The organism is Mesorhizobium sp. M0771 (assembly GCF_040320155.1).
GTDB lineage: Bacteria > Pseudomonadota > Alphaproteobacteria > Rhizobiales > Rhizobiaceae > Mesorhizobium.
Map to the genome: position 1 here is coordinate 63,713 of NZ_JAMYPC010000004.1, position 22,788 is coordinate 86,500.

Annotated in this window: 29 protein-coding genes; 19 read left to right on the top strand and 10 right to left on the bottom strand. The window is 63.2% G+C overall.

The window, feature by feature from the left end:
* Window positions 1-43 precede the first annotated feature (43 nt).
* Window positions 44-1,297 (bottom strand): DNA recombination protein RmuC, encoded by a 1,254-nt coding sequence (locus NKI05_RS07590; RefSeq protein WP_023692996.1) that lies wholly within the window; start codon window positions 1,295-1,297, stop codon window positions 44-46.
* A 103-nt stretch (window positions 1,298-1,400) separates the two neighbouring features.
* Between NKI05_RS07590 and def the strand changes: the two genes are divergently transcribed.
* The 6 genes from def to truA all read left to right on the top strand — a co-directional run bounded on the left by def (window position 1,401) and on the right by truA (window position 4,999).
* The gene (gene def, locus NKI05_RS07595) at window positions 1,401-1,931 is read left to right on the top strand and encodes a peptide deformylase (RefSeq protein WP_023739790.1); all 531 of its coding nucleotides are present in this window, start codon (window positions 1,401-1,403) and stop codon (window positions 1,929-1,931) included.
* A 99-nt stretch (window positions 1,932-2,030) separates the two neighbouring features.
* The gene (locus tag NKI05_RS07600) at window positions 2,031-2,318 is read left to right on the top strand and encodes a hypothetical protein (protein ID WP_023739789.1); all 288 of its coding nucleotides are present in this window, start codon (window positions 2,031-2,033) and stop codon (window positions 2,316-2,318) included.
* Window positions 2,315-2,740, top strand: a complete 426-nt coding sequence (locus NKI05_RS07605; protein ID WP_023732763.1) for a type II toxin-antitoxin system VapC family toxin — start codon at window positions 2,315-2,317, stop codon at window positions 2,738-2,740. Before NKI05_RS07600 ends, NKI05_RS07605 begins: the two co-directional genes overlap by 4 nt.
* Window positions 2,741-2,778: 38 nt before the next feature.
* The gene (fmt, locus tag NKI05_RS07610; RefSeq protein ID WP_023725313.1) at window positions 2,779-3,729 is read left to right on the top strand and encodes a methionyl-tRNA formyltransferase; all 951 of its coding nucleotides are present in this window, start codon (window positions 2,779-2,781) and stop codon (window positions 3,727-3,729) included.
* Complete coding sequence (locus NKI05_RS07615; protein WP_023692998.1) at window positions 3,726-4,232, top strand: GNAT family N-acetyltransferase; 507 nt, start codon at window positions 3,726-3,728, stop codon at window positions 4,230-4,232. Before fmt ends, NKI05_RS07615 begins: the two co-directional genes overlap by 4 nt.
* Before the next feature lie 11 nt (window positions 4,233-4,243).
* Window positions 4,244-4,999 (top strand): tRNA pseudouridine(38-40) synthase TruA, encoded by a 756-nt coding sequence (gene truA / locus NKI05_RS07620; RefSeq protein WP_023814530.1) that lies wholly within the window; start codon window positions 4,244-4,246, stop codon window positions 4,997-4,999.
* On the opposite strand, the gene NKI05_RS07625 is transcribed toward truA, so the two are convergent.
* On the bottom strand, window positions 4,996-5,601 hold the full coding sequence (locus NKI05_RS07625) for a hypothetical protein (RefSeq protein WP_023673217.1): 606 nt from the start codon (window positions 5,599-5,601) through the stop codon (window positions 4,996-4,998). The two genes, truA and NKI05_RS07625, sit on opposite strands and share 4 nt — an antisense overlap.
* A gap of 2 nt (window positions 5,602-5,603) precedes the next feature.
* Window positions 5,604-6,794, bottom strand: coding sequence for a succinyl-diaminopimelate desuccinylase (dapE, locus tag NKI05_RS07630; RefSeq protein ID WP_023741314.1), 1,191 nt, complete (start codon window positions 6,792-6,794; stop codon window positions 5,604-5,606).
* 115 nt (window positions 6,795-6,909) lie between these two features.
* Between dapE and NKI05_RS07635 the strand changes: the two genes are divergently transcribed.
* Window positions 6,910-7,923 (top strand): 2-dehydropantoate 2-reductase, encoded by a 1,014-nt coding sequence (locus NKI05_RS07635; RefSeq protein WP_023814529.1) that lies wholly within the window; start codon window positions 6,910-6,912, stop codon window positions 7,921-7,923.
* Window positions 7,924-7,989: 66 nt separating this feature from the next.
* Here NKI05_RS07635 and NKI05_RS07640 read toward each other — a convergent pair whose 3' ends face one another.
* Genes NKI05_RS07640 through dapD form a run of 3 tightly spaced genes read right to left on the bottom strand, consistent with a single transcriptional unit; the run spans window position 7,990 to window position 10,037 of the window.
* On the bottom strand, window positions 7,990-8,760 hold the full coding sequence (locus NKI05_RS07640) for a hypothetical protein (RefSeq protein ID WP_023673220.1): 771 nt from the start codon (window positions 8,758-8,760) through the stop codon (window positions 7,990-7,992).
* Window positions 8,761-8,781: 21 nt separating this feature from the next.
* Window positions 8,782-9,186 carry a DUF805 domain-containing protein gene (locus tag NKI05_RS07645; RefSeq protein WP_081725464.1) on the bottom strand — a complete coding sequence of 135 codons (405 nt, stop codon included), beginning with the start codon at window positions 9,184-9,186 and terminating at the stop codon, window positions 8,782-8,784.
* On the bottom strand, window positions 9,183-10,037 hold the full coding sequence (dapD, locus tag NKI05_RS07650) for a 2,3,4,5-tetrahydropyridine-2,6-dicarboxylate N-succinyltransferase (RefSeq protein ID WP_023673222.1): 855 nt from the start codon (window positions 10,035-10,037) through the stop codon (window positions 9,183-9,185). Before dapD ends, NKI05_RS07645 begins: the two co-directional genes overlap by 4 nt.
* A 148-nt stretch (window positions 10,038-10,185) precedes the next feature.
* Here dapD and NKI05_RS07655 point away from each other — a divergent pair, with 148 nt between their 5' ends.
* The gene (locus NKI05_RS07655; RefSeq protein ID WP_023681343.1) at window positions 10,186-11,031 is read left to right on the top strand and encodes an LOG family protein; all 846 of its coding nucleotides are present in this window, start codon (window positions 10,186-10,188) and stop codon (window positions 11,029-11,031) included.
* 88 nt (window positions 11,032-11,119) lie between these two features.
* On the opposite strand, the gene NKI05_RS07660 is transcribed toward NKI05_RS07655, so the two are convergent.
* The gene (locus NKI05_RS07660) at window positions 11,120-11,839 is read right to left on the bottom strand and encodes a pyrimidine 5'-nucleotidase (RefSeq protein ID WP_023814527.1); all 720 of its coding nucleotides are present in this window, start codon (window positions 11,837-11,839) and stop codon (window positions 11,120-11,122) included.
* Between the two features lie 175 nt (window positions 11,840-12,014).
* On the opposite strand from NKI05_RS07660, the gene NKI05_RS07665 reads away from it, so the two are divergent.
* The 3 genes from NKI05_RS07665 to NKI05_RS07675 all read left to right on the top strand — a co-directional run bounded on the left by NKI05_RS07665 (window position 12,015) and on the right by NKI05_RS07675 (window position 14,560).
* Window positions 12,015-12,776 carry a GGDEF domain-containing protein gene (locus tag NKI05_RS07665; RefSeq protein WP_023696034.1) on the top strand — a complete coding sequence of 254 codons (762 nt, stop codon included), beginning with the start codon at window positions 12,015-12,017 and terminating at the stop codon, window positions 12,774-12,776.
* Window positions 12,777-12,953: 177 nt separating this feature from the next.
* Window positions 12,954-13,124, top strand: a complete 171-nt coding sequence (locus tag NKI05_RS07670; RefSeq protein ID WP_023681346.1) for a hypothetical protein — start codon at window positions 12,954-12,956, stop codon at window positions 13,122-13,124.
* Entirely contained in the window at window positions 13,121-14,560 is a 1,440-nt protein-coding gene (locus NKI05_RS07675; RefSeq protein WP_023755363.1) for a GMC oxidoreductase, read from the top strand. The genes NKI05_RS07670 and NKI05_RS07675 overlap by 4 nt, the downstream gene beginning before the upstream one ends.
* Before the next feature lie 196 nt (window positions 14,561-14,756).
* On the opposite strand, the gene phhA is transcribed toward NKI05_RS07675, so the two are convergent.
* Window positions 14,757-15,593: a phenylalanine 4-monooxygenase gene (phhA, locus tag NKI05_RS07680; protein ID WP_023687466.1), complete on the bottom strand. Its 837-nt coding sequence runs from the start codon at window positions 15,591-15,593 to the stop codon at window positions 14,757-14,759.
* A 139-nt stretch (window positions 15,594-15,732) separates the two neighbouring features.
* On the opposite strand from phhA, the gene NKI05_RS07685 reads away from it, so the two are divergent.
* The 3 genes from NKI05_RS07685 to NKI05_RS07695 all read left to right on the top strand — a co-directional run bounded on the left by NKI05_RS07685 (window position 15,733) and on the right by NKI05_RS07695 (window position 18,379).
* Entirely contained in the window at window positions 15,733-16,209 is a 477-nt protein-coding gene (locus tag NKI05_RS07685; protein ID WP_023687465.1) for an Lrp/AsnC family transcriptional regulator, read from the top strand.
* Between the two features lie 111 nt (window positions 16,210-16,320).
* On the top strand, window positions 16,321-17,868 hold the full coding sequence (bchE, locus tag NKI05_RS07690) for a magnesium-protoporphyrin IX monomethyl ester anaerobic oxidative cyclase (RefSeq protein WP_023703792.1): 1,548 nt from the start codon (window positions 16,321-16,323) through the stop codon (window positions 17,866-17,868).
* A 112-nt stretch (window positions 17,869-17,980) separates the two neighbouring features.
* Window positions 17,981-18,379: a RidA family protein gene (locus NKI05_RS07695; RefSeq protein ID WP_023687463.1), complete on the top strand. Its 399-nt coding sequence runs from the start codon at window positions 17,981-17,983 to the stop codon at window positions 18,377-18,379.
* 42 nt (window positions 18,380-18,421) lie between these two features.
* Here NKI05_RS07695 and argB read toward each other — a convergent pair whose 3' ends face one another.
* Together argB and NKI05_RS07705 are read right to left on the bottom strand one after the other, a co-directional pair.
* Window positions 18,422-19,315, bottom strand: coding sequence for an acetylglutamate kinase (gene argB / locus NKI05_RS07700; protein WP_013528489.1), 894 nt, complete (start codon window positions 19,313-19,315; stop codon window positions 18,422-18,424).
* 77 nt (window positions 19,316-19,392) lie between these two features.
* Entirely contained in the window at window positions 19,393-19,623 is a 231-nt protein-coding gene (locus NKI05_RS07705) for an amidase family protein (RefSeq protein WP_023696030.1), read from the bottom strand.
* 56 nt (window positions 19,624-19,679) lie between these two features.
* On the opposite strand from NKI05_RS07705, the gene NKI05_RS07710 reads away from it, so the two are divergent.
* The 5 genes from NKI05_RS07710 (at window position 19,680) to msrB (ending at window position 22,785) form a co-directional block, all read left to right on the top strand.
* Window positions 19,680-19,916 (top strand): hypothetical protein, encoded by a 237-nt coding sequence (locus tag NKI05_RS07710; protein WP_023696029.1) that lies wholly within the window; start codon window positions 19,680-19,682, stop codon window positions 19,914-19,916.
* A gap of 120 nt (window positions 19,917-20,036) precedes the next feature.
* Window positions 20,037-20,576, top strand: coding sequence for a sigma-70 family RNA polymerase sigma factor (locus NKI05_RS07715; RefSeq protein ID WP_352792293.1), 540 nt, complete (start codon window positions 20,037-20,039; stop codon window positions 20,574-20,576).
* A complete protein-coding gene (locus tag NKI05_RS07720; RefSeq protein ID WP_023736962.1) occupies window positions 20,573-21,295 on the top strand; it encodes an anti-sigma factor in 723 nt (240 codons plus the stop codon). The genes NKI05_RS07715 and NKI05_RS07720 overlap by 4 nt, the downstream gene beginning before the upstream one ends.
* A 220-nt stretch (window positions 21,296-21,515) precedes the next feature.
* A complete protein-coding gene (locus NKI05_RS07725) occupies window positions 21,516-22,073 on the top strand; it encodes a fasciclin domain-containing protein (protein ID WP_023752344.1) in 558 nt (185 codons plus the stop codon).
* 211 nt (window positions 22,074-22,284) lie between these two features.
* Window positions 22,285-22,785 carry a peptide-methionine (R)-S-oxide reductase MsrB gene (gene msrB / locus NKI05_RS07730; protein WP_023814525.1) on the top strand — a complete coding sequence of 167 codons (501 nt, stop codon included), beginning with the start codon at window positions 22,285-22,287 and terminating at the stop codon, window positions 22,783-22,785.
* The last annotated feature ends 3 nt before the right edge of the window (window positions 22,786-22,788 follow it).

Here is a 22,788-nt window from a genome sequence, read left to right on the forward strand (position 1 = left end):
AGACTTAAGCGCGTCGTATGAATCCGTTTCAGCGCGACGCGCTTTAATCGTCGCCTTCGACGACACGTAGCCTGAGCTGCCCCGTCTTGGAATCCGCCACCCGCACCCCGGCTTCGGCCTTGGCGGGTCCGCCACCGCGCACTTCGGCTTCGCTTTCGCCAAACTCCAGCGCTTCGATCTTTTGGCCGCGCTTGGTCACCTTCGACGTCGACACCAGTATCTCGTCGATATCCTTGGCCGACTGGCCAAAATGCGTCTGCAACCGGCGCACGCGTTCGTCGACGCGCGCGACGTCTTCCATCAGCCGGATCACCTCGCCTTGGATCAGATGCGCCTGTTCGCGCATGCGGGCGTCCTTGAGGATGGCCTGGATGACCTGGATCGACAGCATCAAAAGCGACGGCGAGACGATGATGACACGCGCCCGGTGCGCCTTCTGGACCACGGCGTCGAAATTCTCGTGGATTTCGGCGAACACCGATTCGGACGGCACGAACATGAAGGCGGTGTCCTGCGTCTCGCCCTGGATCAGGTATTTTTCCGAGATATCGCGGACGTGAATTTCGATGTCGCGGCGGAAAGCCTGGGCCGCGATCTTCTGTTGTTCGGCGCCATCGGCGGCGCGGATGGCGTTCCAGGCTTCCAGCGGAAACTTGGCGTCGATGGCAAGCTGCGGCGCACCGTTCGGCATCCTGACCAGGCAGTCGGGACGGCTGCCGTTTGACAGTGTTGCCTGGAACTCGTAGGCGCCCATCGGAAGGCCGTCGGCGACGATCGCCTCCATGCGCGACTGGCCGAAGGCGCCGCGCGTCTGCTTGTTGGACAGGATCGCCTGCAATTGCACGACCTGGCCGGCCAGCGACTGAATGTTGCCTTGCGCGGTGTCGATGACCGCCAGCCGTTCCTGCAGTTTGGCGAGGCTCTCATGCGTCGATTTGGTCTGTTCGGTCATGGTTTGACCGAGCCTGCCGGTCATGGCGTCGAGGCGCTGGCCGATCGACTGGTTGAGTTCGGCCTGCCTTGCGCCGAACACGTCGGCGATGGCGCCCATGCGGCCCTGCATCTCGGCCTGGCTTTGCAAAATGCCGGCCATCCGCGCCTCGGCGTCGCGGGCGTGGTCGGCGGCTTCCGCCGCGGCGATGGTGCGCGCCTTGGCCGATCGCCACAGCGCCACGACAAGCGCCAGGAACAGGCCGAGAAACACCAGCGCGCCGAGGGCCAGTGCATGGCCGAGCGTGATCGTCGTGGCGCCAAGCCGGGCAACGGGTTCGGAAAGGATGGTGCTCAGGTCGTTCATCCCGCCAGCATAGCCGATTCGCAGACCTGGCACAGATCAAAACGTGAACGAGACCGATTCGCACCGGTTGACGCTTCTCCTGCGACGTTTTAGGTGAGGCGCCATGTCGATCAAGCCGCTCATCATCCTTCCCGATCCCATCCTGCGCCAGGTTTCCAAACCAGTCGAACGCGTCGACGCGCCTTTGCGCAAACTGGCCGATGACATGCTGGCGACGATGTATGATGCGCCGGGCATCGGCTTGGCCGCAATCCAGATCGGCGAGCCGCTGCGCATGCTGGTCATCGACCTCGCCAAGGAAGACGAGCCGCCGGCGCCGCATGTCTTCATCAATCCCGAAATCCTCGAAAGCGCCGACGCCCGCTCGGTCTACGAGGAAGGCTGCCTGTCGATCCCGGACTATTACGCCGAGGTCGAGCGTCCCGCCTCGGTGCGCGTGAAATATCTCGACCGCGACGGCAAGCTGCAGGAGATCGAGGCCGAAGGCCTGATGGCGACTTGCCTGCAGCACGAGATCGACCATCTCAACGGTGTGCTGTTCATCGACCACATCTCGAAGCTGAAGCGCGACATGGTGGTCAAGAAGTTCAAGAAGCTCGCCAAGGACAAGGGGCCGGGCAAGCTGGTGGGATAGGCCCTGCTTTCGGCGACTCGCACAAAATCCCGTCTCGACCCGCCCCTATTGAGAGACGCTTCCTTGCGTGATATCATTGATATCAGACTGGAGACTCAGATGGGCGATATGTTGATCAGAGATATTCCCGAGCCGTTGAAGCGTGAAATCGAGCATGCGGCACGCAAGGGCGGCCAAAGCCTCTCGCTCAAGGCGATCGATTTATTGCGAAAAGGCATGGTTGCGGAAAAAGAAGGCAAGGCCGAGCCTGGACTCACGGCTTGGGATGCGATTCGCGCTGCCTTCGCCTCGGAAAATGCAATCAGCGACGAATTTGCGCAGATGATGGATGAGATCGAAGCGGAACGGAAACGCGACTTTGGCCGCACCATTGAGAATTTCGAGTGATAATCCTCGATACCAATGTCGTCTCGGAAGCGAGCCGGCCCGCGCCCGATCCAAACGTCGCTAAGTGGTTTCGCAGACAGGACCTGCTCGACCTCTATCTCTGCGGTCCTGTTGTCATGGAGCAGTCCTTTGGAGCCGAAAGGTTTCTGAACAAGACCGGCTCGGACCGCCACGTCCGTGCACTTGACCACCTGGTTTCGAAGCAGTTTTCGGGACGTGTCGTCGAATTTGCCGGTCCCATTCCCCGTCTGGCGGGCAAGCTCCGGGCAATGCGGGAAACTATCGGCCGGCCGATCAGCCTTTCCGATGCCATGATCGCTGCCATCTGCCTGTCGCACGACGCTATGCTGGCGACGCGCAATATTAAGGACTTCGAAGAGCTTGACCTCAAGATCGTAAACCCGTTTGAAGCAGACGCTTGAGCGGACTGCCGCGCGCAGAACAGGATACTGGACGAAAAATGCCGCTTCGCGTCATCTTCATGGGCACGCCGGAGTTTTCGGTGCCGGTGCTGCGCGCGATTGCCGAGGCCGGGCACGAGATAGCAGCCGTCTACACGCAGCCGCCGCGCGCCGCGGGCCGCCGCGGGCTGGAGCTGACACCGTCGCCGGTGCAGCGCGAGGCTGAGCGGCTGGGCATCGAAGTGCGCACGCCGCTGTCGCTGAAGGGCGAGGGCGAGCAAGCTGCTTTCCATGCGTTGCGTGCCGATGTCGCAGTCGTCGTCGCGTATGGTTTGCTGTTGCCGAAGGCTATTCTGGAGGCTCCGCGCCTCGGCTGCCTCAATGGCCACGCCTCGCTTTTGCCGCGTTGGCGTGGTGCAGCTCCCATCCAGCGAGCCATTATGGCCGGCGACGTCGAAACCGGCATGATGGTGATGCGCATGGAAGAGGGCCTGGACACCGGTCCGGTGGCACTGGTTGAAAAATGCGCCATAGAGCCCGACATGACGGCCGGCGATCTGCACGACCGCTTGATGAACATTGCTGCCACGCTGATGGTGGAAGCGCTGTCCCGATTGGAGACAAATACCCTGGCATCGACTTTGCAGGCGGCTGACGGGGTGACCTACGCCAGGAAAATCGATAAGTCGGAGACACGTGTGGACTGGACGCGCCCGGCTGCGGAGGTCCACAATCACATTCGCGGCCTGTCGCCATTTCCCGGCGCCTGGTGCGAGGCCGACATCGGCGGCCGCACGGAACGGCTGAAACTGCTTCGCTCGACGCTTTTGGAAGGCACGCTTTCTGAAAGCATGGGCGAGTCGGGAGGAATTCTCGATGACCGGCTGACGGTCGCCTGCGGGTCGGGCGCGGTCAGGCTGGTCGAAGTTCAACGGGCAGGCGGAAAGCCCGCTGCCGCGCAGGAGTTTCTGCGCGGGGCCAAGATCGAAAAAGGAATGAAGTTCTCATGAGCATGATGTCGATACGCGGCGCGACGCCGCGGGACCGCGAGGCCATACGCCTGGTCGAGGAACACGCATTCGGCCAGCAGGCGGAGGCCGGGCTGGTCGACGCTCTGGTCACCGGCGGCGACGCCGTTGTCGAACTGGTGGCGGAAGAAGACGGCCAGGTGGTCGGCCACATCCTGTTTTCCAGGCTGTTCGTCCAGAACGGCGGCAAGCAGTTCGCAGCCGTGGCGCTGGCGCCGTTGGCGGTGGAACCTTCGTTCCACGGCTCGGGCATTGGCGGTGCGCTGATCCGCGAGGCGCATATCCGCCTCAGGGATGGCGCCGAGACGCTCGCCGTTGTGTTGGGCGATCCGGCCTATTACGGCCGCTTCGGCTACAGCCATGCGCGCGCCGAAAAGTTCGAGAGCGAATATCAGGGCGAAGCGCTGCAGGCGCTGGCCTGGGGTGACGCACCCGAAAAAGGCAAACTGGTCTACGCCCAGGCCTTTACCGCACTCGCCGCCTGAACGAAGGGTGTATGCCGCGTTTTCGTCTCGATATCGAATATGACGGCAGCCTTTTCGCCGGCTGGCAACACCAGGCGGATCAGCCTTCGGTGCAGCAGGCGATAGAGCAGGCGATCGAGAAATTCTGCGATGAGGCGGTGCGGATACGCGCCGCCGGCCGCACCGACGCCGGGGTGCATGCGACCGCCCAGGTGGCGCATGTCGACCTCGCCAAGGCATGGCCAAACGACAAGGTGCGCGACGCCGTCAACGCGCACCTGCAGGCGGCAGGCGCGCGCATCGCCATCCTGCAGGCGACGGTTGTCCCCAATGAGTTCGACGCCCGTTTCTCGGCCACCGGACGGCACTATCTCTACCGCATCCTCAACCGGCGCGCGCCTGCAGCGATGGAAAAGGGCAAGGTCTGGTGGGTGCCGAAGCGGCTCGATGCGGACGCCATGCACGAAGCGGCGAAAGTCCTGCTCGGCCGACATGACTTTACCACCTTCCGCTCGACGCAATGCCAGGCCAACAGTCCGGTGCGGACGCTGGAGCGGCTCGATGTAAGCCGCCAGGGCGACCTGATCGAAGTCAGGGCCTCGGCGCGCTCTTTCCTGCACAACCAGGTGCGCTCCATGGTCGGTTCGCTGAAACGCGTCGGCGACGGCGGCTGGACCGCCGCCGACCTCAAGGCAGCGCTCGCGGCGCAAGACCGCGCCGCCTGCGGCCAGGTGGCGCCGCCCGACGGGCTTTTTCTCGTCGGTGTAGACTATCCGGAAAAGTTCTAGGCCGGAGCGGCGGTCGGCACCGTGATGCCGAGCAGCGCCACCAGGCCGAACAAGACGGCCAGAGACACCACCAACATGCCTGCGAACACGGCGCTGCCGACAGCCGCGCCCTTGCCGATCGCGGCGTTGGTCATCCGCCAGGAGAGTACCAGCGACAGCACCACCAGAACCAGCCACACCAATTCGGCAACCGGGTTGCCGGACGGCAGGAAAAGCCTGATCAGCGCTGAAGGCAGCAGCATCCAGGCGGTGATCGCCGACGCCCAGTTGCTGGCGACGACATAGTGGACGAAGCGGTCGCCGATGCCGGCGCGCGATGCGACCAGGGCAAGCACAACCAGGGGCAGCAGCCACGAGCCGAGGTCGACGGTCGCCAGGCGAATCAACATGCCCAGCCGGCCGGCGAACGCATTGGGATCGCCGATCTCGTTGGCCGTGCCGACCCAGCCGACGATCATCGCCGGCGCGGCGACGACGATGGCGAAGAAGGAATTCCAGAATCCGTCCGCCGAAAGGTCGAGCAGCCGCAAGCCGTCGGCCTTTCCGAGCATCAGCCGCCAGGCGCCGTTAAGCGATGAAGAGGTCTCGTCAACCGAAAGCATGATCAGCCCTGCTCGAACCAGTCATCGATGAAGCGCTGGTAGATTTGGGTCAGCGTCTCGAGGTCGGCCAGTGCGACGCGCTCGTCGACCATGTGCATGGTCTTGCCGACGAGGCCGAACTCGACCACCGGGCAATAGTCCTTGATGAAACGCGCATCCGAGGTTCCGCCCGAGGTGGACAGCGCCGGCTCCTTGCCGACCGTCGCCTTGATCGACCCGCGCAGCGTCTCGATCAGCTTGTCGTCGCGCGTCAGGAAGACATGGCTCGGCCGGTCGCGCCAGATCAACTCGTAGTCGACCGGCGTCTTGCCGGTCCGGTATTTCTTGCGCTTCGCCGCCTGGTCGAGGCGGTTATGGATCTCGGCCTGCACCGTCTCGGCAGTCCATGTGTCGTTGAAGCGGATGTTGAAGGTGGCTGTCGCCTTGGCCGGAATGACATTGGTCGCCGGGTTGCCGACATCGATCGAGGTCACTTCCAGATTGGTCGGCTGAAAATCCTTCGTGCCCTTGTCGAAGACGGGCGACAGCAAGGCGTCGACCAGGCTGATCAGGCCGCGCACCGGATTGTCGGCGAGCAATGGATAGGCGACATGGCCCTGGCGGCCGTTGACCGTGACACTGCCCGACATCGAGCCACGCCGGCCGATCTTGATCATGTCGCCGAGCGTGTCCGGATTGGTGGGCTCGCCGACGATCGCGGCGTCCCATTTCTCGCCCCTGGCCGCCGCCCAGTCGAGCAGTTTTGTCGTCCCGTTGATGGCCGGCCCCTCCTCGTCGCCGGTAATCAGCAGCGAGACCGAGCCTTTCGGACCACCCTTGTTCTCGACATGGCGCGCCACGGCAGCGATGAAACAGGCAATGCCGCCCTTCATGTCGACGGCGCCGCGGCCGTACATCTCGCCCTTGGCGATCTCAGCGGCAAAGGGCGGATGCGTCCACGACGCCTCGTCGCCCGCCGGCACCACGTCGGTATGGCCGGCAAACATCAGATGCGGCCCATTACCGGAGCGGCGCGCGTAGAGGTTCTCGATGTCGGGGGTGCCGTGTTCGGAAAACACCGGGCGTTCGACGGAAAAGCCGAGCGGCTTCAGCATGCCTTCCAAGGCAGCCAGCGCGCCGCCCTCGGCGGGCGTTACGGAGACGCAGCGTATGAGGGTCGCGAGGTTGGCGGCGGGATCGGTCGGCAGTTTCATGGGCAAAGCGATAGTCGAAAGCGAAAGGCCTGTCACGGCCAGAGATGATGACCGGTCCTGCCGCCGACATTATGGTTTTCCTGTCGTATAGTGCAGGCCAACACGAGATAATCGCATGGCCAACGCCGAAAAGACCATCGTCATTGCCGGCGCCGGCAGCATCGGCTGCTATGTCGGCGGTTGCCTGGCGCTGGCCGGACGCAAGGTGGTGTTTTTGGCGCGGCCAGGCATAGCGACGGCCTTGCTGGGCGGTGGCCTGCGCATCACCGATCTCGATGGTCGCGACCGATCCATCCGGCCGGAGTCCGTCACCACCGATCCCGCCGCTGCCCTCGCCAGCGCCGACGTGGTGCTGGTGGCGGTCAAGAACGGCGCTACCGAGGAGATGGCGTCGCTTGTTGCCGGACATGCGCGCGGCGACGTCGTGGTGGTCAGCCTCCAGAACGGCGTCGGCAATGCCGACCGGTTACGCGCCGGGCTCGGTGGTCGGACTGTGCTCGCCGGCATGGTGCCGTTCAATGTCGTCCAGTCGGCCATAGGCAATTTGCCGCTTCACGTGCATCGCGCCAGCGACGGCAAGGTGATGATCGAAGACGGTATGGCCGGGCTTGCCGGCCTTCTCGATGTCGAAGGGCTTGGCGTGGAAACCCATCCCGACATGAAAGCCGTTCAGTGGGGCAAGCTGCTGATCAACCTCAACAACGCGCTTGTCGCCTTGTCCGGCCTGCCGCTGGCGAGCGAACTTGCCGACCGCCGCTGGCGGCGGATCCTGGCCGGTCAGATCGACGAGGCCCTGGCGGCGATGAAGGCGTTACATATCGCGCCGGCGCGGATCGGCGGCTTGCGTCCCGGCCTGCTGCCGAAACTGCTCCGGCTGCCGGACTGGCTGTTCCGGCTGGTCGCCCGCCGCATGCTCGCGATCGACCCGCAGGCGCGCTCGTCCATGTGGGACGACCTCCAGCGCGGTCGGCCGACCGAGATCGGTGACCTGCAGGGGGCCGTCCTGAGCCTCGCCGAAAAGGCCGGCACGCCGGCGCCTCTGCTGAAGCGGGTCACCGCGCTGGTGCGGCAGGCCGAGCGGGAAAAGCGCGGCTCACCCGGGCTGACGCCGGAAGCCGTCACTGGATAGTCTACTTGCCGCGAGCCTCGGGCCTTGGCCCGCATAGCCCGAAAACAGGCGCGTGGGCCCGCCGCGTCACAGCTTTGGTGCGCGCCTCGGAGCCGGCGCTTTGCTCGCCGGGCCTGGCGCCGGCACGGGCTGCGCCGCCGGGTGGTTCTCGATCAGCGTGATCTTCTGCCAGATCTTGCGCGACAGGTTGGACGCTAGGTTCTCGACGTCGTTGACGCCGTCGATGACCACATCGTCATTGACGGACTGCGCAAACAGCGCCGCGATCTTGCCGGTGATCGACAGCATTTCCGAGCAATAGTCGAGGTAGCGCGCCAGGTCGGCGGCATTGGTGATGCGAGCCGGCGAATGCGCGGTAGGCCTGAAATTGGCGGACAATGCTGCCGGATCCTTGGTCAGCTGGTGCATGTCGATGACATGGATCAGCGATCTCAACCCATGCAGCTGGCGAAACACCCGCTTGCGCTTGATGCGCTCCTCGGTGCGGATCAGCGCCAGCAGGCCGAGCACGGCAAGGATCATCATGTTGATCGTGGCTTCGATGCCTTGCACCGACTGCACCGCATCGTCGGCCTGCGAGATATGGATGAGCGGCAGGATGGTGCCGACGAACAGGAAGATCAGCGCGCCGGCGGCAACAGCGGCGACGATGGCGCCGCGCAGCCACCAGATCGGCGCTTCCAGCGCCTGCGCCGCCTTGGCCAGGTCGCGCGACAGCGACACCAGTTCGGCGGCGACGCCGCGCAGGCCGGCATCGGGAAAACGCTCGGCGACGCGCTCTTCCAGCCGCTCGGCGGTGTCGATGATCAGTTTCGGATCAAGCGTGCGGTAGCGCATGGCGAGATATCCGGTCGGCGCTCATGGTTCAGCCGGCGCGTTGCTGCGTTTGCCGTAGCGGTTCGGACCGGGGTCACCGCGGAAACACGCTAGAACGATGAGAAGAATGGGGCCGATGATAAGAGAGATCAACGCGTAATAAGTCGGCTTGCCGAAATCATGAAACCGCTTTGCGGTTACCGCAAAGCTCGACCATGTCGAGATGAGCAAAACGACCCAGAACACAAGTGCCCAGTTCTGGCTGGTTGCGGTGCCGGGTTCCAGTCTCGACAACTGGTAGAGCGGGAAAAACTGTGCAAGCACCAGCAGCAGCCCGGCGAGCACGTAGGCACTTGGGCTGACGCGCCCTGAGAGGCTGAAGAAAAGCCAGGGAAGTGGTGGTGTGTTGGGCAATCTGGAGCGCTCTGGTTGCTCGGACAGGATCAATCACGCAGCAGTTCGTTGATCGAGGTTTTCGACCGGGTCTTGGCATCGACGCGCTTGACGATGACGGCGCAGTAGAGGCCAGGGCCCGGCTCGTTGTTCGGAAAGGCCTTGCCCGGCATCGAGCCGGCGACGACGACCGAATTCGGCGGCACCTCGCCATAAAACACTTCGCCGGTGGCGCGGTCGACGATCTTGGTCGACTGGCCGATGAACACACCCATTCCGAGCACCGAGCCTTCGCGCACGATGCAGCCCTCGACCACTTCGGAGCGCGCGCCGATGAAGCAATTGTCCTCGATGATGGTCGGGCCGGCCTGCATCGGCTCCAGCACCCCGCCGATGCCTACGCCGCCCGAGAGGTGCACATTCTTGCCGATCTGGGCGCAGGAGCCGACCGAGGCCCAGGTGTCGACCATGGTGCCGCTATCGACATAGGCGCCGACATTGACGAAGGACGGCATCAGCACCGCGCCCGGCGCGACATAGGCCGAGCGGCGCACGATCGAAGACGGCACGGCGCGGAAGCCTGCCTTCTCGAAATCGACCGCGCTCCAGCCGTCGAACTTCGACGCCACCTTGTCCCACCAGACCGCCTGGCCGGGGCCGCCCTTGATGATCTCCATCGGATAGAGCCGGAACGAGAGCAGCACCGCCTTCTTCAGCCATTGGTTGACATGCCATTTGCCATCGGCCTGGCGCTCGGCAACGCGCACGGTGCCACGGTCGAGCAGGTCGAGTGAGGACTGGATGGCGTCGCGCGTTTCGCCCCGGGTCGCGGTCGAAATCGTGTCGCGCTCCTCGAAGGCCTTCTCGATCGTCTTTTCGAGGCTGGCCAGATCAGGCTTCGACATGAATTCGCTCCGTTACCACGCTGTTAAGGCCGTCGGCCTTAACCTTGTTTTGAAAGTCGCGCGGACCCTATGTTAAGGCGTATTGGGGGTCAATCGCGCGTGCGCCATGGGACGGCGCAAGTGAACTGTTGGGACGGGTAGAAAGCATATGACTCCTATGGAAAAGGCGGGATGGACGCCGCTGCCGCATTCGGACGAGGATCTGGAGCGCTCGAAAAGCGTTCCCGACACGCCGCAGACGCGCGCCGAAACCTACCGGCTGGCCTGGAACGATCCCGACTTCATGACGCGCCGGGAATTGCGCGCTGTGCGCTTGCAGCTTGAGCTCTTGAAGCCCGAAATGATCCTGGCCGAGCGCGGCATCCGCTCGACGGTCATCCTGTTCGGCGGCGCGCGTATTCCCGAGCCCGGCGGCGAGGCCTGGGCCGCCAAGAACGAGACGCAGAAGAAAAACCTCGAGGAAAACAGCAAATATTACGAGGAGGCGCGCAAATTCGCCCGCCTCTGCTCACAGCAATCGGCCACGTCCTACTACCGCGAATTCGTCGTCGTCACCGGCGGCGGTCCAGGCGTCATGGAGGCGGGAAATCGCGGCGCCGACGATGTCGGCGCGCCGTCGATCGGCCTCAACATCGTCCTGCCGCACGAGCAGGCGCCGAACGCCTATGTGACCCCGGAGCTGTGCTTCAACTTCCACTATTTCGCCATCCGCAAGATGCATTTCGTCATGCGCGCCAAGGCCGTCGCGGTGTTTCCGGGCGGCTTCGGCACCATGGACGAATTCTTCGAGACGCTGACGCTGATCCAGACCGGCCGCATGGAACGCGTGCCGGTGATCCTGTTCGGCAAGGCGTTCTGGCAGCGCGCGATCGACCTCGATTTCCTGGCCGAACAAGGCACCATCACGCCCGGCGACCAGGATATCATCGACTTTGTCGACACCGCCGACGAGGCCTGGGGGATCATCAGCCGCTTCTACAAGTTGGGGGAGTAGGGGAACCGGGAATTGAGGAACTGAAGAATTGAGGAAAAGGAGGTCCGGATCGGTCTTCCTTTCACCAGTTCTTCAATTCTTCAGCTCCTCAATTCCTCAATTCCTCCACCCCCTCCACTATCCCCGTCAGAAACGTCGCCAGATCGTCGGTGACGAAATCGACGTCGTCCTCATTGGCCGGATCGCGTTCCCAGATCTCGGCAAAGGTCGGCTCGAAATTGCGCGGCACCACCAGCACCGTGGTCATGCCCAGTGATTTCGGCACCTCGAGGTTGCGGGCGAGATCCTCGAACATCACCGCATTGTGTCCGGTGACGGCGTGCAGTTCGGCAAACTTCTCATAGGTCTGCCGCGACGGCTTCGGCGTCAGCCCGGCGGCGACGATATCGAAAATGTCGTCGAAATGGTCGAGTATGCCGAGCTGGCGCGCGGTGCGCTCGGCGTGCCTGCGGTCGCCATTGGTGAAGATGAACTTGCGGCCGGGCAGCTGGCGGATGGCGGTGCCCAGCACCGGATCCGGCACCAGCCACGAATAGTCGATGTCGTGCACCTTTTCGAGAAAATCGTCGGGGTCGATGCCGTGGCGCGTCATCAGCCCGTTCAGCGTCGTGCCATATTCGAGATAGAGTTCCTTCTGCAGCTTGCGCGCTTCCTCGCGCGGCAGCGTGAGCAGTTCTCCGACATAGGCCGTCATCTTGACGTCGATCTGCGAAAACAGATTCGAATGGTGCGGATAAAGCGTGTTGTCGAGGTCGAACACCCAGTCGGTGACATGGGCGAAGCGGGCGGGATCGGGCAGCGTGGTCATGGCGTCCTTATGGCATGAAATATCTGCCGTTCGAACCCCTTTCTGATGTAGGGCTTATCCACAACCTATGTGCATCTAGAGTTGTAAAAATGGGCTCACCATTCAAATTTTAGCCATCACGGAAAGGTGGCCTTCAGGGCTTGCTGGCACAGAGACGGTTCAGTGGGAGCCAGCGATGAGTCGCATAGTCTTAAAGTCCGCCGCGGTCGCATTCGGCTCGGTAGCCATCTCGCTTTTGCTGACGCTGATCATCGTTCCCGCCATGGGTTTTCCGGTCGACCGCACTGTCTGGCTGACATCGACGGTGTGCCCGCTGGCGCTCGCCTGGATCGCCTGCGCCAGCACCTTCTGGCAGAGCGACCGACTGAAAAACGCGCATCGCGATCTCGCCCGCGCGCATGCCCAGCTCGCCGCCGCGCATCGGCGCCTGTCGGCGAAGGCGAGCCGCGACGACATGACCGGCATGCTCAACCGCGAGAGCTTCTTTGCCGCGTTGGACGGCTCGCGGCGCAAATCCGATCGCGGCGCGCTGCTGATCATCGACGCCGACCATTTCAAGGCGATCAACGACAGTTTCGGCCATCTGACCGGCGATGACGCACTGCTGTTGATCGCCAGCGCCATCGAGCGCGGCGTCCGCAGCGGCGACGTGCTCGGCCGCATTGGCGGTGAGGAGTTCGGCGCCTTCCTGGTCGGCGCTACGGAAGCCGAAGCCCGGCGCGTGGCCGAGCGCATCCGCCGTGAAGTCGAGCTGGTCCGCTTTCGTCCGGTCGACGAGCGCACGGTGCCGCTGACCGTCTCGATCGGCGGCATCACCTGTGCGCAAGATGCCGATGTCTCGGACCTGATGCGCGCCGCCGACCGCCGGCTCTACGAGGCCAAGCACCGCGGCCGCAATTTGTCGATCCTCGACCGGGACATTTCCGAAGCTGCCTAGGTGTTGGTGGTGGGGCTGTTAACGGTTCGCCAACATTGTTTCCACGCAACTGCGCCGTTTACCGGGTTGTAACTCGTTTACAGGCAAGGCTTGGCACGGGAATGGCATGTCTGGCCGGTACCTGTGCCGTTCAGGGAACGCCGTGCGTGGATCGAAGCCCCCATCCAGAGACGTGTCATGAGTTTCTTCATCAGGAAAATATCGCGCCGCACCATCGTGCAGGCGCTGATTGCGATGCCGGCGCTACAGCTTTTTCGCAAGCAGCCTGACAGCGATCGCCCCCCGGCCGATCCCGACGAGATCGTCGTGGTCAATGGCTGGATCCTGAAGCGGAGCGACCTGGCATGATCTTCGACAGCTATGAGGCGTTTCGAGCCTCGGATTTCAAGCCCAAGGTCTGCATTCTCGGCTCCGGGCCGGCCGGCACCACCATTGCCAGAAAGCTCGGCGCCGCCGGCATTCCGGTCGTGGTGCTGGAGGCCGGCGCACGCGAATTCAGCGACGAGTCGCAGGATTTCTACCGCGGCTCCACGGTCGGCGATCAATATTTCGATCTCGACATCACCCGGCTGCGCTTCATGGGCGGGTCGTCGAACCACTGGGCCGGCTGGTGCCGCGTGCTCGACAAGCAGGACTTTGAGCCCAAGGCATGGGCGCCGGACACCGGCTGGCCAATCGCCCGGACCGACATCGAGCCCTATCTGTCCGAGGTGCACGACATACTCGAGCTTCCCGACTTCAAGCCCGATGTGCCGATTTCAGACGACATACGCTGGGTGCAGCTGATCAAGAGCCCGGCCGTGCGCTTTGGCGAGAAATTCTCCGACGAGCTCGACAAGAGCAAGAACATAGCGCTCGTGCTCAACACCTATGCCACCGAACTTGCCGGGGACGGCAAACGAGTGACCGGCGCCAGGCTGTGGTCGAACGGCAAGGATGCCGGCGCCTTCAGCGCCGATTATTTCATCGTCTGCGCCGGCGGGCTGGAGAATTCGCGGCTGCTTCTATGGTCGAACCAGCGCTCGAATGGCGGCGTGGTGCCGAACGCCACGGCACTTGGCCGCTACTGGATGGAGCACCCGACCTTCGAGGGCGGCAATGCCATCCTGGCCGATTACAGGGAGTTCGAGGTTGATGCCGTCAACGAGGCGTTCTTCTCGCCGACGCTCGCCGCCATGGAGCGGCTGCAGATCATGAATTTCGGCATACGCCTGATCGAGACGCCCTATGCCGGCGTCAAGAGCCTGATTGCCGACCTCGCCTGCACCGCGCCCGAGGCCGCCGAATGGATCGCCTACCAGCTCAGCCAGAACCTGCGCTGCGCCGCCCAGCTCTACGTCGCCTGGGAACAGGCGCCGCTGGCCTCGAACCATATCGAATTGTCGAAGACCGATGTCGACCGTGCCGGCGTGCCGCGCATCGAGCTGCACTGGAAGAAGTCGCCGTTGGAGCGCCGCACCATCCTCGAGGGGCTCAAGCTGTTCGGAACGACGCTGATCGAGAAGGACCTCGGCCGCGTCCGCATCATGGACTGGCTGACCAATGGCGAGGACTACCCGACGGATGAGGAACTGGCCGGCCACCATCATATGGGCGGCACGCGCATGGGCACCGATGTCACCAAGAGCGTGGTCGACGCCAACTGCAAGGTGCACGGCATGGACAATCTCTATGTCGGCGGTTCCTCGGTATTCTGCACGTCGGGCGAATGCAACCCGACGACGACGATCACCGCACTTGCCTGCCGGCTAGGCGACCATCTGACCAAAGTAATCACGGTGTGACGAAGTCATCCCCCCGGTGTGACGAAGTCATCACCGTCTGATTGTCAAAAAAGCGAACGGCGCGACAGGATTTCTACCGGCGCTACCCATGCCTTGGTGTCGAAACCCTCGGAAATCAGCGCCAACGAGATCTCCCTCCCCCTTGTGGGGAGGATTAAGGGTGGGGATAGGTGCCGCGCAAACCCTTCAGGATTTGCTAAACCGTCGCTGGATCCAGGGTCGGCTGCCCCTTGCGGCGGGCAACGATCGCCTTGAAATCGGCGGTCCGGAACGCATCGCGCAGCACGTCGAAGGACGGCAGCACGAAATAAGCGCGCTGGAACTTGTCGATCTCGTAACCGGTGCGCATTACCGTTTCGAGGTCGAAGGGCACGTGGTGCGCGTCCGGGCTCGCGACGGCGAACTGCAATTCGGTGAACGACGACATCAGCCCGGCGCCGAAAGCTTTCAGCTTCTGGCCCTCCTCCTGTATCAGCCCGTATTCGGCGGTGTACCAGTAGAGCCGGGTGATCATCTCGTCACCGCCCAGCGCAATCACGCTCTCGGCCTTTTCGCCATACATCTGCATGAAGTCGGCAAACACCGGCTGTGTCAGGATGGGCACATGGCCGAAGAAGTCGTGGAACATGTCGGGTTCGACGATGTAGTCGAGCTCGTCCTTGGTGCGCAGCCAGTTGGTCACCGGAAAGCGCCGGTTGGCGAGATGGTCGAAGAAGGGCGCGGCCGGGATGAGGCCAGGCACGGCGACGATTTCCCAGCCGGTCAGCTTGCGCAGCCTGTCTGAGACCGCGCCGAAATCCGGGATCTTGTCGAGCAGGCCGAGTGCGGCGACGCCATCGAGATAGGAATGGTGCGCCAGCTTCTGCGTCAGCTTGGTCTGCCGGTCGCACAGCGTGCGCCACACCGCCTGTTCGTCGGCGCTGTAATCATAGCCCTGCGCCACGGTGAAATCGGAACGGCACACTGAATAGTCGCCACGCAGGCCTTGCGCCGCGCAATCACGGGCATATTCGGCAACGCTCATCGTCGTCATGGTTCTTCTCCCCTGATCGTGACACTTGAATCTGTCCGCAGAGTCTAGCGGCGGCCGGCGAGGCAATTCAGCTTTGATGATGGCTTGGGTCCATGATTTGAGGTAAAAATCACCAAGCAGAAGCTGAAAGAGAGTGAAAATGCCTCAGTTCGACGATTTCGAGATCAAGATGCTGGATGTGCTTCAGCGCGATGGACGCAAGCCCGTGTCCGAACTGGCGCAGGAGATCGGCCTGTCGACGACGCCTTGCGCCCGCCGCTTCGAGGCGCTGCAGGAGGCCGGCATCATCAAGGGCTTTGCCGCCGTGCTCAACCGCCGCGCCGTCGGCCTGATGGTCGAGGTGTTCATCCAGGTGCGGCTCACCAGCCACAGCGACGGTTCGCCCGAAACCTTCATCGCCGCCGTGCAACGCATGGACGAAGTGTCGTCATGCTGGACGATGACCGGCGACCACGATTTCCTGCTGCACGTCATGGTGCCGTCGGTCGACGAACTCAACGCCTTCGTCATGCACCGCCTGATGCGCCTTGCCGGCGTGCGCGACGTTCACACCCAGCTGGTGCTGCAGAACATCAAGGGCCCGGGCCACGTGCCGCTCGCCCACCTCAGGCGGTAGGACACGCACCGCCATTTCTGCGGAAAGGCTGCACGCAAACTGCTGAACGGAGCCCAAATGCGAAACTGAAACGCCGGCTATGCCATGCGGACCGTCGCTCAAAGGTCCGTCATGAACATCGTGCTGATCAATCCGCCGCACACCGCCATCGGCAGCCGCGTGCCCGATGACCATCTGCCACCGCTCGGCCTGCTGGCACTGGGCGGCCCGCTTATCGACGCCGGCCATAAAGTCCGGCTGGTCGATGCCGAATTCGGGCCGATGCCGTTGGAAACTCTGGTGCGCGATGCGCTCAGCGGCCAGCCCGATTGCATCCTGATCGGCCACTCCGGCTCGACCTCGGCGCATCCCACCGCGCTCGCGATCGCCCGCATGGTCAAGGCGCTCGAGCCGGCGACGCTGGTGATCTATGGCGGCGTGTTCCCGACCTATCACTGGCGCGACATATTGGCGGCGAGCGATGTCTTCGACTTCATCGTGCGCGGCGAGGGCGAGGCAACCATCCTTGCCCTGGTCGTGGCACTGGACAATCGCCGGCCGCTGGGCGATGTCGCGGGTATCGCCTATCGCGACGATCTCGGCCGCCCCTTCGCGACGCGGCCGGCCGGGACCACTGCCAATCTGGACGAGTACCGCGTCGGCTGGGAGCTGATCGATCACCGCCGCTACAGCTATTGGGGCGGCAAGCGCGCCGTGGTCATGCAGTTTTCGCGGGGCTGTCCGCATCTGTGCAACTATTGCGGCCAGCGCGGTTTCTGGACCCGCTGGCGGCACCGCGACCCCAAAAAATTTGCGCAGGAGATTGCCTGGCTGCACCGCCAGCACGGCGTCGAACTGATCAACCTCGCCGACGAAAACCCGACCGTATCGAAGAAGGTTTGGCGCGCCTTTCTCGATGCGCTGATCGCCGAGAACGTGCCGGTGCTGATCGTCGGCTCGACCCGGGCCGACGACATCGTGCGCGATGCCGACATCCTGCACCTCTATCGCAAGGCCGGCGTCATCCGCTGGCTGCTCGGCATGGAAAACACCGACCAGCAGACGCTTCAACTGATCCGCAAGGGCGGCAGCACCTCATCCGACCGCGAGGCGATCCGGCTGCTCCGCCAGCATGGCATACTGTCCATGGCGACCTGGGTGGCGGGGTTCGAGGATGAGACCTTTCGCGATCTGTGGCGCGGCTTTCGCCAGCTGCTTGCCTACGACCCCGACCAGATCCAGGCGCTCTATGTCACGCCGCACCGCTGGACGCCGTTCTTCCGCATCGCCAAGGACCGCAAGGTGATCCAGACGGATGCCCGGCTGTGGGACTACAAGCACCAGGTGCTGCAGATGACCCGGCTGAAACCGTGGATGCTTTTCTTCTCGGTCAAGCTGATCGAGGTCGCGGTGCAGTCGCGGCCGAAGGCGCTGGCGCGCATTCTCTTCCACCCCGATCCCGAACAGCGCCATTCGATGCGCTGGTACACCCAAATGGGCCGCCGCGTGTGGTTCCGCGAGGTCTGGGGTTTCCTGGCCCGCGACCGCCGCCTCAAGGATGGTCCGACGCTGGCTGAGTTCTGGGGCGCGCCGCAGGATGCCGATGAGGAATCCATGGTCGTCATGCGCCCGCCGCTCAAGCCGGCCGAAGCGGCTGTCGCGATCTCGGCCGGCACCTGACCGGCTCGCTGCCATTCATAGATACGTACCGTATGCGTATTGACATACGCGGCGTATGTACCCACCTCATGCATACGGGACGTATGTGAGTGCCCCGGACAATGGAGTGAAAATGACCAAACGTGACGCGATCTTTCCTGCCGGCAGGCAGGCTCTCTACGAGATCAATCGCTATTCTGCTGCAATCCGATCGGGCGATCTTTTGTTTGTCTCGGGCCAGGTCGGCAGCCGCGAGGACGGGTCGCCCGAACCTGTCTTCGAAAAGCAGGTCCAGCTTGCCTTCGACAATCTCGCGGCAGTGCTGAAAGCAGCGGGCGCCACGTTCGACGATATAGTCGACGTGACCACCTTCCACACCGATCCGGCAACGCAATGGCCCGTGATCGATGCCGTTCGGCTGAAGGTGTTCGGTGAACCGCCCTACACCAATTGGACGGCGGTCGGCGTCAACTGGTTAGCCGGCTTCGACTTCGAGATAAAGGTCATCGCGCGCCTGCCCCAGCCTGCCTAAGGGCTGGCCAGCCGACCAACTGGCCGCCAAGCCAGTTGCCGATCAGGGCACGATTAGCGTGCCGGCGCCGTGTTCGGTGAACAGTTCCAGAAGCACCGCATGCGGCGTCTTGCCGTTGAGGATGACGACGCCTTCGACGCCGCGCTCGATCGCCTCGATGCAGGTCTCGACTTTGGGGATCATGCCGCCCGACACCGTGCCGTCCTTGATCAGCGCCTTGGCTTCGGCGACCGTCAGCTCGTCGATCAGCTTCTTGTTCTTGTCGAGCACGCCGGGCACGTCGGTCAGGAACAAAAGGCGCGTCGCCTGGCAGGCGCCGGCGATGGCGCCGGCGAAGGTGTCGGCATTGATGTTGTAGGTATGGCCATCGCGGCCGGGCGCCACCGGCGCCAGCACCGGGATCATTTCGGAGCGCGCCAGCAGGTCGAGCAGGGTGCGGTCGACTTCGACCGGTTCGCCGACGAAACCGAGATCGAGCACACGCTCGATGTTGGAATCCGGGTCGATCATGGTCTTGCGCGCCTTTTCGGCGAACACCATGTTGCCGTCCTTGCCGCACAGGCCGATCGCCCATTCGCCCTCGGCGTTGATCAGCGCGACGATCTCCTTGTTGATCGAACCGGCCAGCACCATCTCGACGATTTCGACCGTCTTCTGATCCGTGACGCGCAGTCCGCCTTCGAACTTGGATTCGATGCCCATCTTGGCCAGCATGGCGCCGATCTGCGGCCCGCCGCCATGGACGACGATCGGGTTGACGCCGGACTGCTTCAGCAGCGCGATGTCACGGGCGAAAGCCTTGCCGAGCTCGATATCGCCCATGGCATGACCGCCATATTTCACCACCACCGTCTTGTGCTCGTAGCGCTGCATATAGGGCAGGGCCCGCGAGAGCAGGGCGGCCTGCATTTCGGCGGTGGCGGTGATCTCCGTCATCGGCATGGTTCCCTGGATGTGGGTAAGGACGGCGGCGTCTTAGCGGGAATTGGCCCAGGCCGCAAACAGCTTTGCTATCACGATGATGAAATCTGCCGGATCAGGCCGGCACCTTGAGCGGCGCCCGCCGCGTCAGCCACCCGGAAACCTTCTCCATCTGCGCAGCAAGCGACAAAAGCGTCCTGCTCGTCGCCGGGGCGGCCGACGGCCTGGATGCCGAGCGGCAGGCCGGCATCGGTGACATGGACCGGCAGCGCGATCGACGGCTGGCCGCTGACATTCTGGATCGCCGGCCAGTGGTGAACCACAGGCTCTTGTCCATCAATTGCCCAAACAAGGATCTGATCTCCAAGAGACGGGTCAAATGCAATTTGTCGAGCAGGTTTTCGATGAGCTCGTCGGCCCCCTTCGGGTCCATGGCGCCTCAGGCAAGCGGCGGATGCGCAATGATCGGGTTGCCTCGGCGCGCGCGATCGCAGCATCGACAAGGTCTGGCGGCGAGATCTCGCCTCTGTGCAACAGCTCTGCCAAGCCGGTCGCATCGTTCTCCCACAGCATCCGTTCGGCCGACATTGCTGTTCCCCTATCTGCGGGAGGCTAACGACAGCCGATTTCCTTGGCAACCGACCGGCGATTACTGGCGATCGGGCGCGGACATCGATTGCGTGGACAACAAGATTTCTGCCTTTGCAAATAAATCGTGATCGCTTAGCTTGTCCGTATGACGCCGCAGGATATCTCCACCCTGATTGTCCGGACCTCGATGAAGGATCGGACTGCGTTCGATCTGCTTTACCGGCAAACCAGTGCGAAACTTTTCGGCGTGTGCCTTCGTGTATTGAAGGATCGCGGAGATGCGGAAGAAGCGCTGCAAGAGGTCTTCGTCAAAGTGTGGACGAAGGCGGACCGTTTCGCTGTTTCCGATCTAAGCCCAATCTCCTGGCTGGTGGCCATAGCACGCAATCATGCGATTGATCGCATCCGGTCGCGACGCAAGCCCGCTGCCGATATCGATGCCGCGCTCGACGTGGCTGACCCCGGTCCGGGGCCAGAGGCTATGGTTGTTGCGGGCGGTGAATCCAAGCGCATCTATCAGTGCCTTGAAGAGTTGGAACAAGACCGGGCGCAAGCCGTTCGGGGTGCTTATTTGAACGGCGAAAGTTACGCCGAGCTCGCGGAACGTCACAAGGTTCCGCTCAACACGATGCGGACATGGCTGCGCCGCAGCCTGTTGAAACTTAGAGAATGTCTGGAAAGATGACCCTGGCAGAAGAAAATGGACCGGAACGTGGAGGCGACGACCTGCTCGCAGCCGAATACGTTCTCGGCGTGCTGCCGGCGGATGAGCGCCAGATAGCCTCCGGACGCATCGACGCGGAGACCGGCTTTGCCCGTCTCGTCGATTCCTGGGAAGTAAACCTCTCGCCGATGGCTGCCGCTTATGCTGAGGTAGAGCCGCCGGCCACCATCAAGCCGGCTATCGATCGCCGGCTGTTCTCCTCCACCGCGGCGTCGACGACGGCCCCGAGCGGCAGCCTGTGGTCCAGCCTTAGCTTCTGGCGCGGCCTCACCGCAGCGGCTCTCGCGGCCCTGGTGCTCTATGTCGCCGTGCCTTACGTCAGGTCGCCGGTCGTCGTGCCGCAGGAGCGCCTCGTCGCCTCGCTGGCTGCCGAAGGCAGCGATGTCAAATACCTTGTCGTCTACGACGCTTCCCGCCGCGATGTCGGCCTGTCGCTGGTTTCGGGCGAACGCGCCGCCGGCAAGGACTTCGAACTGTGGATGATCGAAGGCAAGAATGCGCCGGTCTCGATGGGCGTCATCCCCGCCGGCCAGGTCGCCCATATCCCGGTTACCCCGGCCGTGCAGCAGAAGCTGGCGCAAGGCGCCGTGCTTGCTGTCAGCGTCGAGCCGACGGGCGGTTCGACGACGGGACAGCCGACCGGACCGGTCGTTGCCGCGGGCGACCTGAAGGGCATCTGATAGATCGTAAAACCATGACGTGACAATGAAGACAGCGGAAGTACATCTTCCGCTGTTTTCGTTTTGGATACGCTGCTGGAGATTAGAGGTTCGATCTGGGAGATTAATTCGCCGACAAAATAAAGGAAATTTTTCCCGGCGCGCGGAAACTCAGGCAGTTCTATTTCGTATCTCCTCTGTTCCGAAAGAGGAAACAATAACCCCGAGGAGTTCGAACACTATGCGTAGAATCGCCACCCTTTTGCTCGCCGGTACCATTGCCGTCTCCGCCCTCGCCACAATCGCCTATGCCGAGAATCCGATGGTTGGCGGCGCCGCCATGTACGCCAACAAGAACATCGTCGAGAACGCCGTCAATTCGAAGGATCACACGACACTGGTCGCCGCCGTCAAGGCTGCCGGCCTGATCGAGACGCTGCAGGGCGCCGGCCCGTTCACCGTCTTCGCGCCGACCAATGAGGCCTTCGCCGCGCTTCCGGCTGGCACGGTCGAGTCGCTGCTCAAGCCCGAGAACAAGGACAAGCTCACCAAGATCCTGACCTGCCATGTCATCGGCGCCAAGGCGATGGGCGCCGATGTCGCCTCGATGGCCAAGGCCGATGGCGGCACCCACAAGGTCAAGACGGTCGGCGGCTGCGAGCTGTCGCTCAAGGCCGATGGCGGCAAGGTCACCGTAGCCGACGAGAACGGCAATGTCGCCAATGTCACGATCGCCGATGTCGAGCAGTCGAACGGCGTCATCCACGTCATCGACAAGGTCCTGCTGCCGAAGATGTAACAAAGCCCCTGCCGCCGACGAACAGGCGGTAAGCTCTCTGATTGCGCGGCTCCCCCTTCGCGGGCCGCGCAATCTTCCGAGCGCTCCACGCCGTCCGCCACAAAACGCGGAGCCGGCTTGGAGCGTTCGGTTTGCAGGGCAACCGTCACCGGCTTTTGATTTTCCAGTGGCGGCCAAATCTGGCAAAATGATCCGCAGGAGGATTTCCGTTATGCACCGTCGCGACTTGCTTTTGAGTGGCGTCGCCTTTGCGGCCGTCGCCGGCGCCTTGGCAACGCTACGCTTGGGCGGAACCCAGTCCGCCAGAGCTGCCGAAACCTTCGAGGTCACCAAGACCGACGCCGAGTGGCACGCCATCCTGTCGGATGAAGCCTTCAATGTGCTGCGCAAGGAAGGCACCGAATATCCCGGCACCAGCCCGCTGCTCAACGAGCACCGCAAAGGCATTTTCGCCTGCGCCGGCTGCGACCTGCCGGTCTATTCCTGGGAGACCAAGTTCGATTCCGGTACCGGATGGCCGAGCTTCTGGCAGGAGATCGCCAACAGCGTCGGCAAGACCACGGATCGTTCTCTGGGCATGACCCGCACCGAGGTTCATTGCCGCCGCTGCGGCGGTCATCTCGGCCATGTCTTCGATGACGGTCCCGCACCCACCGGCCTGCGCCACTGCATCAACGGCGTTGCGCTCAGCTTCAAGCCGGCCACTGCCTGACCG

Bases quoted from the DNA above. Each gene is read 5' to 3' on its own strand.
- NKI05_RS07615 (WP_023692998.1), top strand. From the start codon at position 3,726: ATGAGCATGATGTCGATACGCGGCGCGACGCCGCGGGACCGCGAGGCC.
- NKI05_RS07665 (WP_023696034.1), top strand. From the start codon at position 12,015: ATGAGTCGCATAGTCTTAAAGTCCGCCGCGGTCGCATTCGGCTCGGTA.
- dapD (WP_023673222.1), bottom strand. From the start codon at position 10,037: ATGTCGAAGCCTGATCTGGCCAGCCTCGAAAAGACGATCGAGAAGGCC.
- NKI05_RS07590 (WP_023692996.1), bottom strand. From the start codon at position 1,297: ATGAACGACCTGAGCACCATCCTTTCCGAACCCGTTGCCCGGCTTGGC.
- NKI05_RS07655 (WP_023681343.1), top strand. From the start codon at position 10,186: ATGACTCCTATGGAAAAGGCGGGATGGACGCCGCTGCCGCATTCGGAC.
- NKI05_RS07725 (WP_023752344.1), top strand. From the start codon at position 21,516: ATGCGTAGAATCGCCACCCTTTTGCTCGCCGGTACCATTGCCGTCTCC.
- NKI05_RS07715 (WP_352792293.1), top strand. From the start codon at position 20,037: ATGACGCCGCAGGATATCTCCACCCTGATTGTCCGGACCTCGATGAAG.
- phhA (WP_023687466.1), bottom strand. From the start codon at position 15,593: ATGACGACGATGAGCGTTGCCGAATATGCCCGTGATTGCGCGGCGCAA.
- NKI05_RS07640 (WP_023673220.1), bottom strand. From the start codon at position 8,760: ATGCGCTACCGCACGCTTGATCCGAAACTGATCATCGACACCGCCGAG.
- truA (WP_023814530.1), top strand. From the start codon at position 4,244: ATGCCGCGTTTTCGTCTCGATATCGAATATGACGGCAGCCTTTTCGCC.
- NKI05_RS07695 (WP_023687463.1), top strand. From the start codon at position 17,981: ATGACCAAACGTGACGCGATCTTTCCTGCCGGCAGGCAGGCTCTCTAC.
- NKI05_RS07660 (WP_023814527.1), bottom strand. From the start codon at position 11,839: ATGACCACGCTGCCCGATCCCGCCCGCTTCGCCCATGTCACCGACTGG.
- NKI05_RS07720 (WP_023736962.1), top strand. From the start codon at position 20,573: ATGACCCTGGCAGAAGAAAATGGACCGGAACGTGGAGGCGACGACCTG.
- NKI05_RS07670 (WP_023681346.1), top strand. From the start codon at position 12,954: ATGAGTTTCTTCATCAGGAAAATATCGCGCCGCACCATCGTGCAGGCG.
- NKI05_RS07635 (WP_023814529.1), top strand. From the start codon at position 6,910: ATGGCCAACGCCGAAAAGACCATCGTCATTGCCGGCGCCGGCAGCATC.
- NKI05_RS07675 (WP_023755363.1), top strand. From the start codon at position 13,121: ATGATCTTCGACAGCTATGAGGCGTTTCGAGCCTCGGATTTCAAGCCC.
- dapE (WP_023741314.1), bottom strand. From the start codon at position 6,794: ATGAAACTGCCGACCGATCCCGCCGCCAACCTCGCGACCCTCATACGC.
- NKI05_RS07710 (WP_023696029.1), top strand. From the start codon at position 19,680: ATGCAATTTGTCGAGCAGGTTTTCGATGAGCTCGTCGGCCCCCTTCGG.
- NKI05_RS07625 (WP_023673217.1), bottom strand. From the start codon at position 5,601: ATGCTTTCGGTTGACGAGACCTCTTCATCGCTTAACGGCGCCTGGCGG.
- fmt (WP_023725313.1), top strand. From the start codon at position 2,779: ATGCCGCTTCGCGTCATCTTCATGGGCACGCCGGAGTTTTCGGTGCCG.
- bchE (WP_023703792.1), top strand. From the start codon at position 16,321: ATGAACATCGTGCTGATCAATCCGCCGCACACCGCCATCGGCAGCCGC.
- argB (WP_013528489.1), bottom strand. From the start codon at position 19,315: ATGACGGAGATCACCGCCACCGCCGAAATGCAGGCCGCCCTGCTCTCG.
- def (WP_023739790.1), top strand. From the start codon at position 1,401: ATGTCGATCAAGCCGCTCATCATCCTTCCCGATCCCATCCTGCGCCAG.
- msrB (WP_023814525.1), top strand. From the start codon at position 22,285: ATGCACCGTCGCGACTTGCTTTTGAGTGGCGTCGCCTTTGCGGCCGTC.
- NKI05_RS07685 (WP_023687465.1), top strand. From the start codon at position 15,733: ATGCCTCAGTTCGACGATTTCGAGATCAAGATGCTGGATGTGCTTCAG.
- NKI05_RS07600 (WP_023739789.1), top strand. From the start codon at position 2,031: ATGGGCGATATGTTGATCAGAGATATTCCCGAGCCGTTGAAGCGTGAA.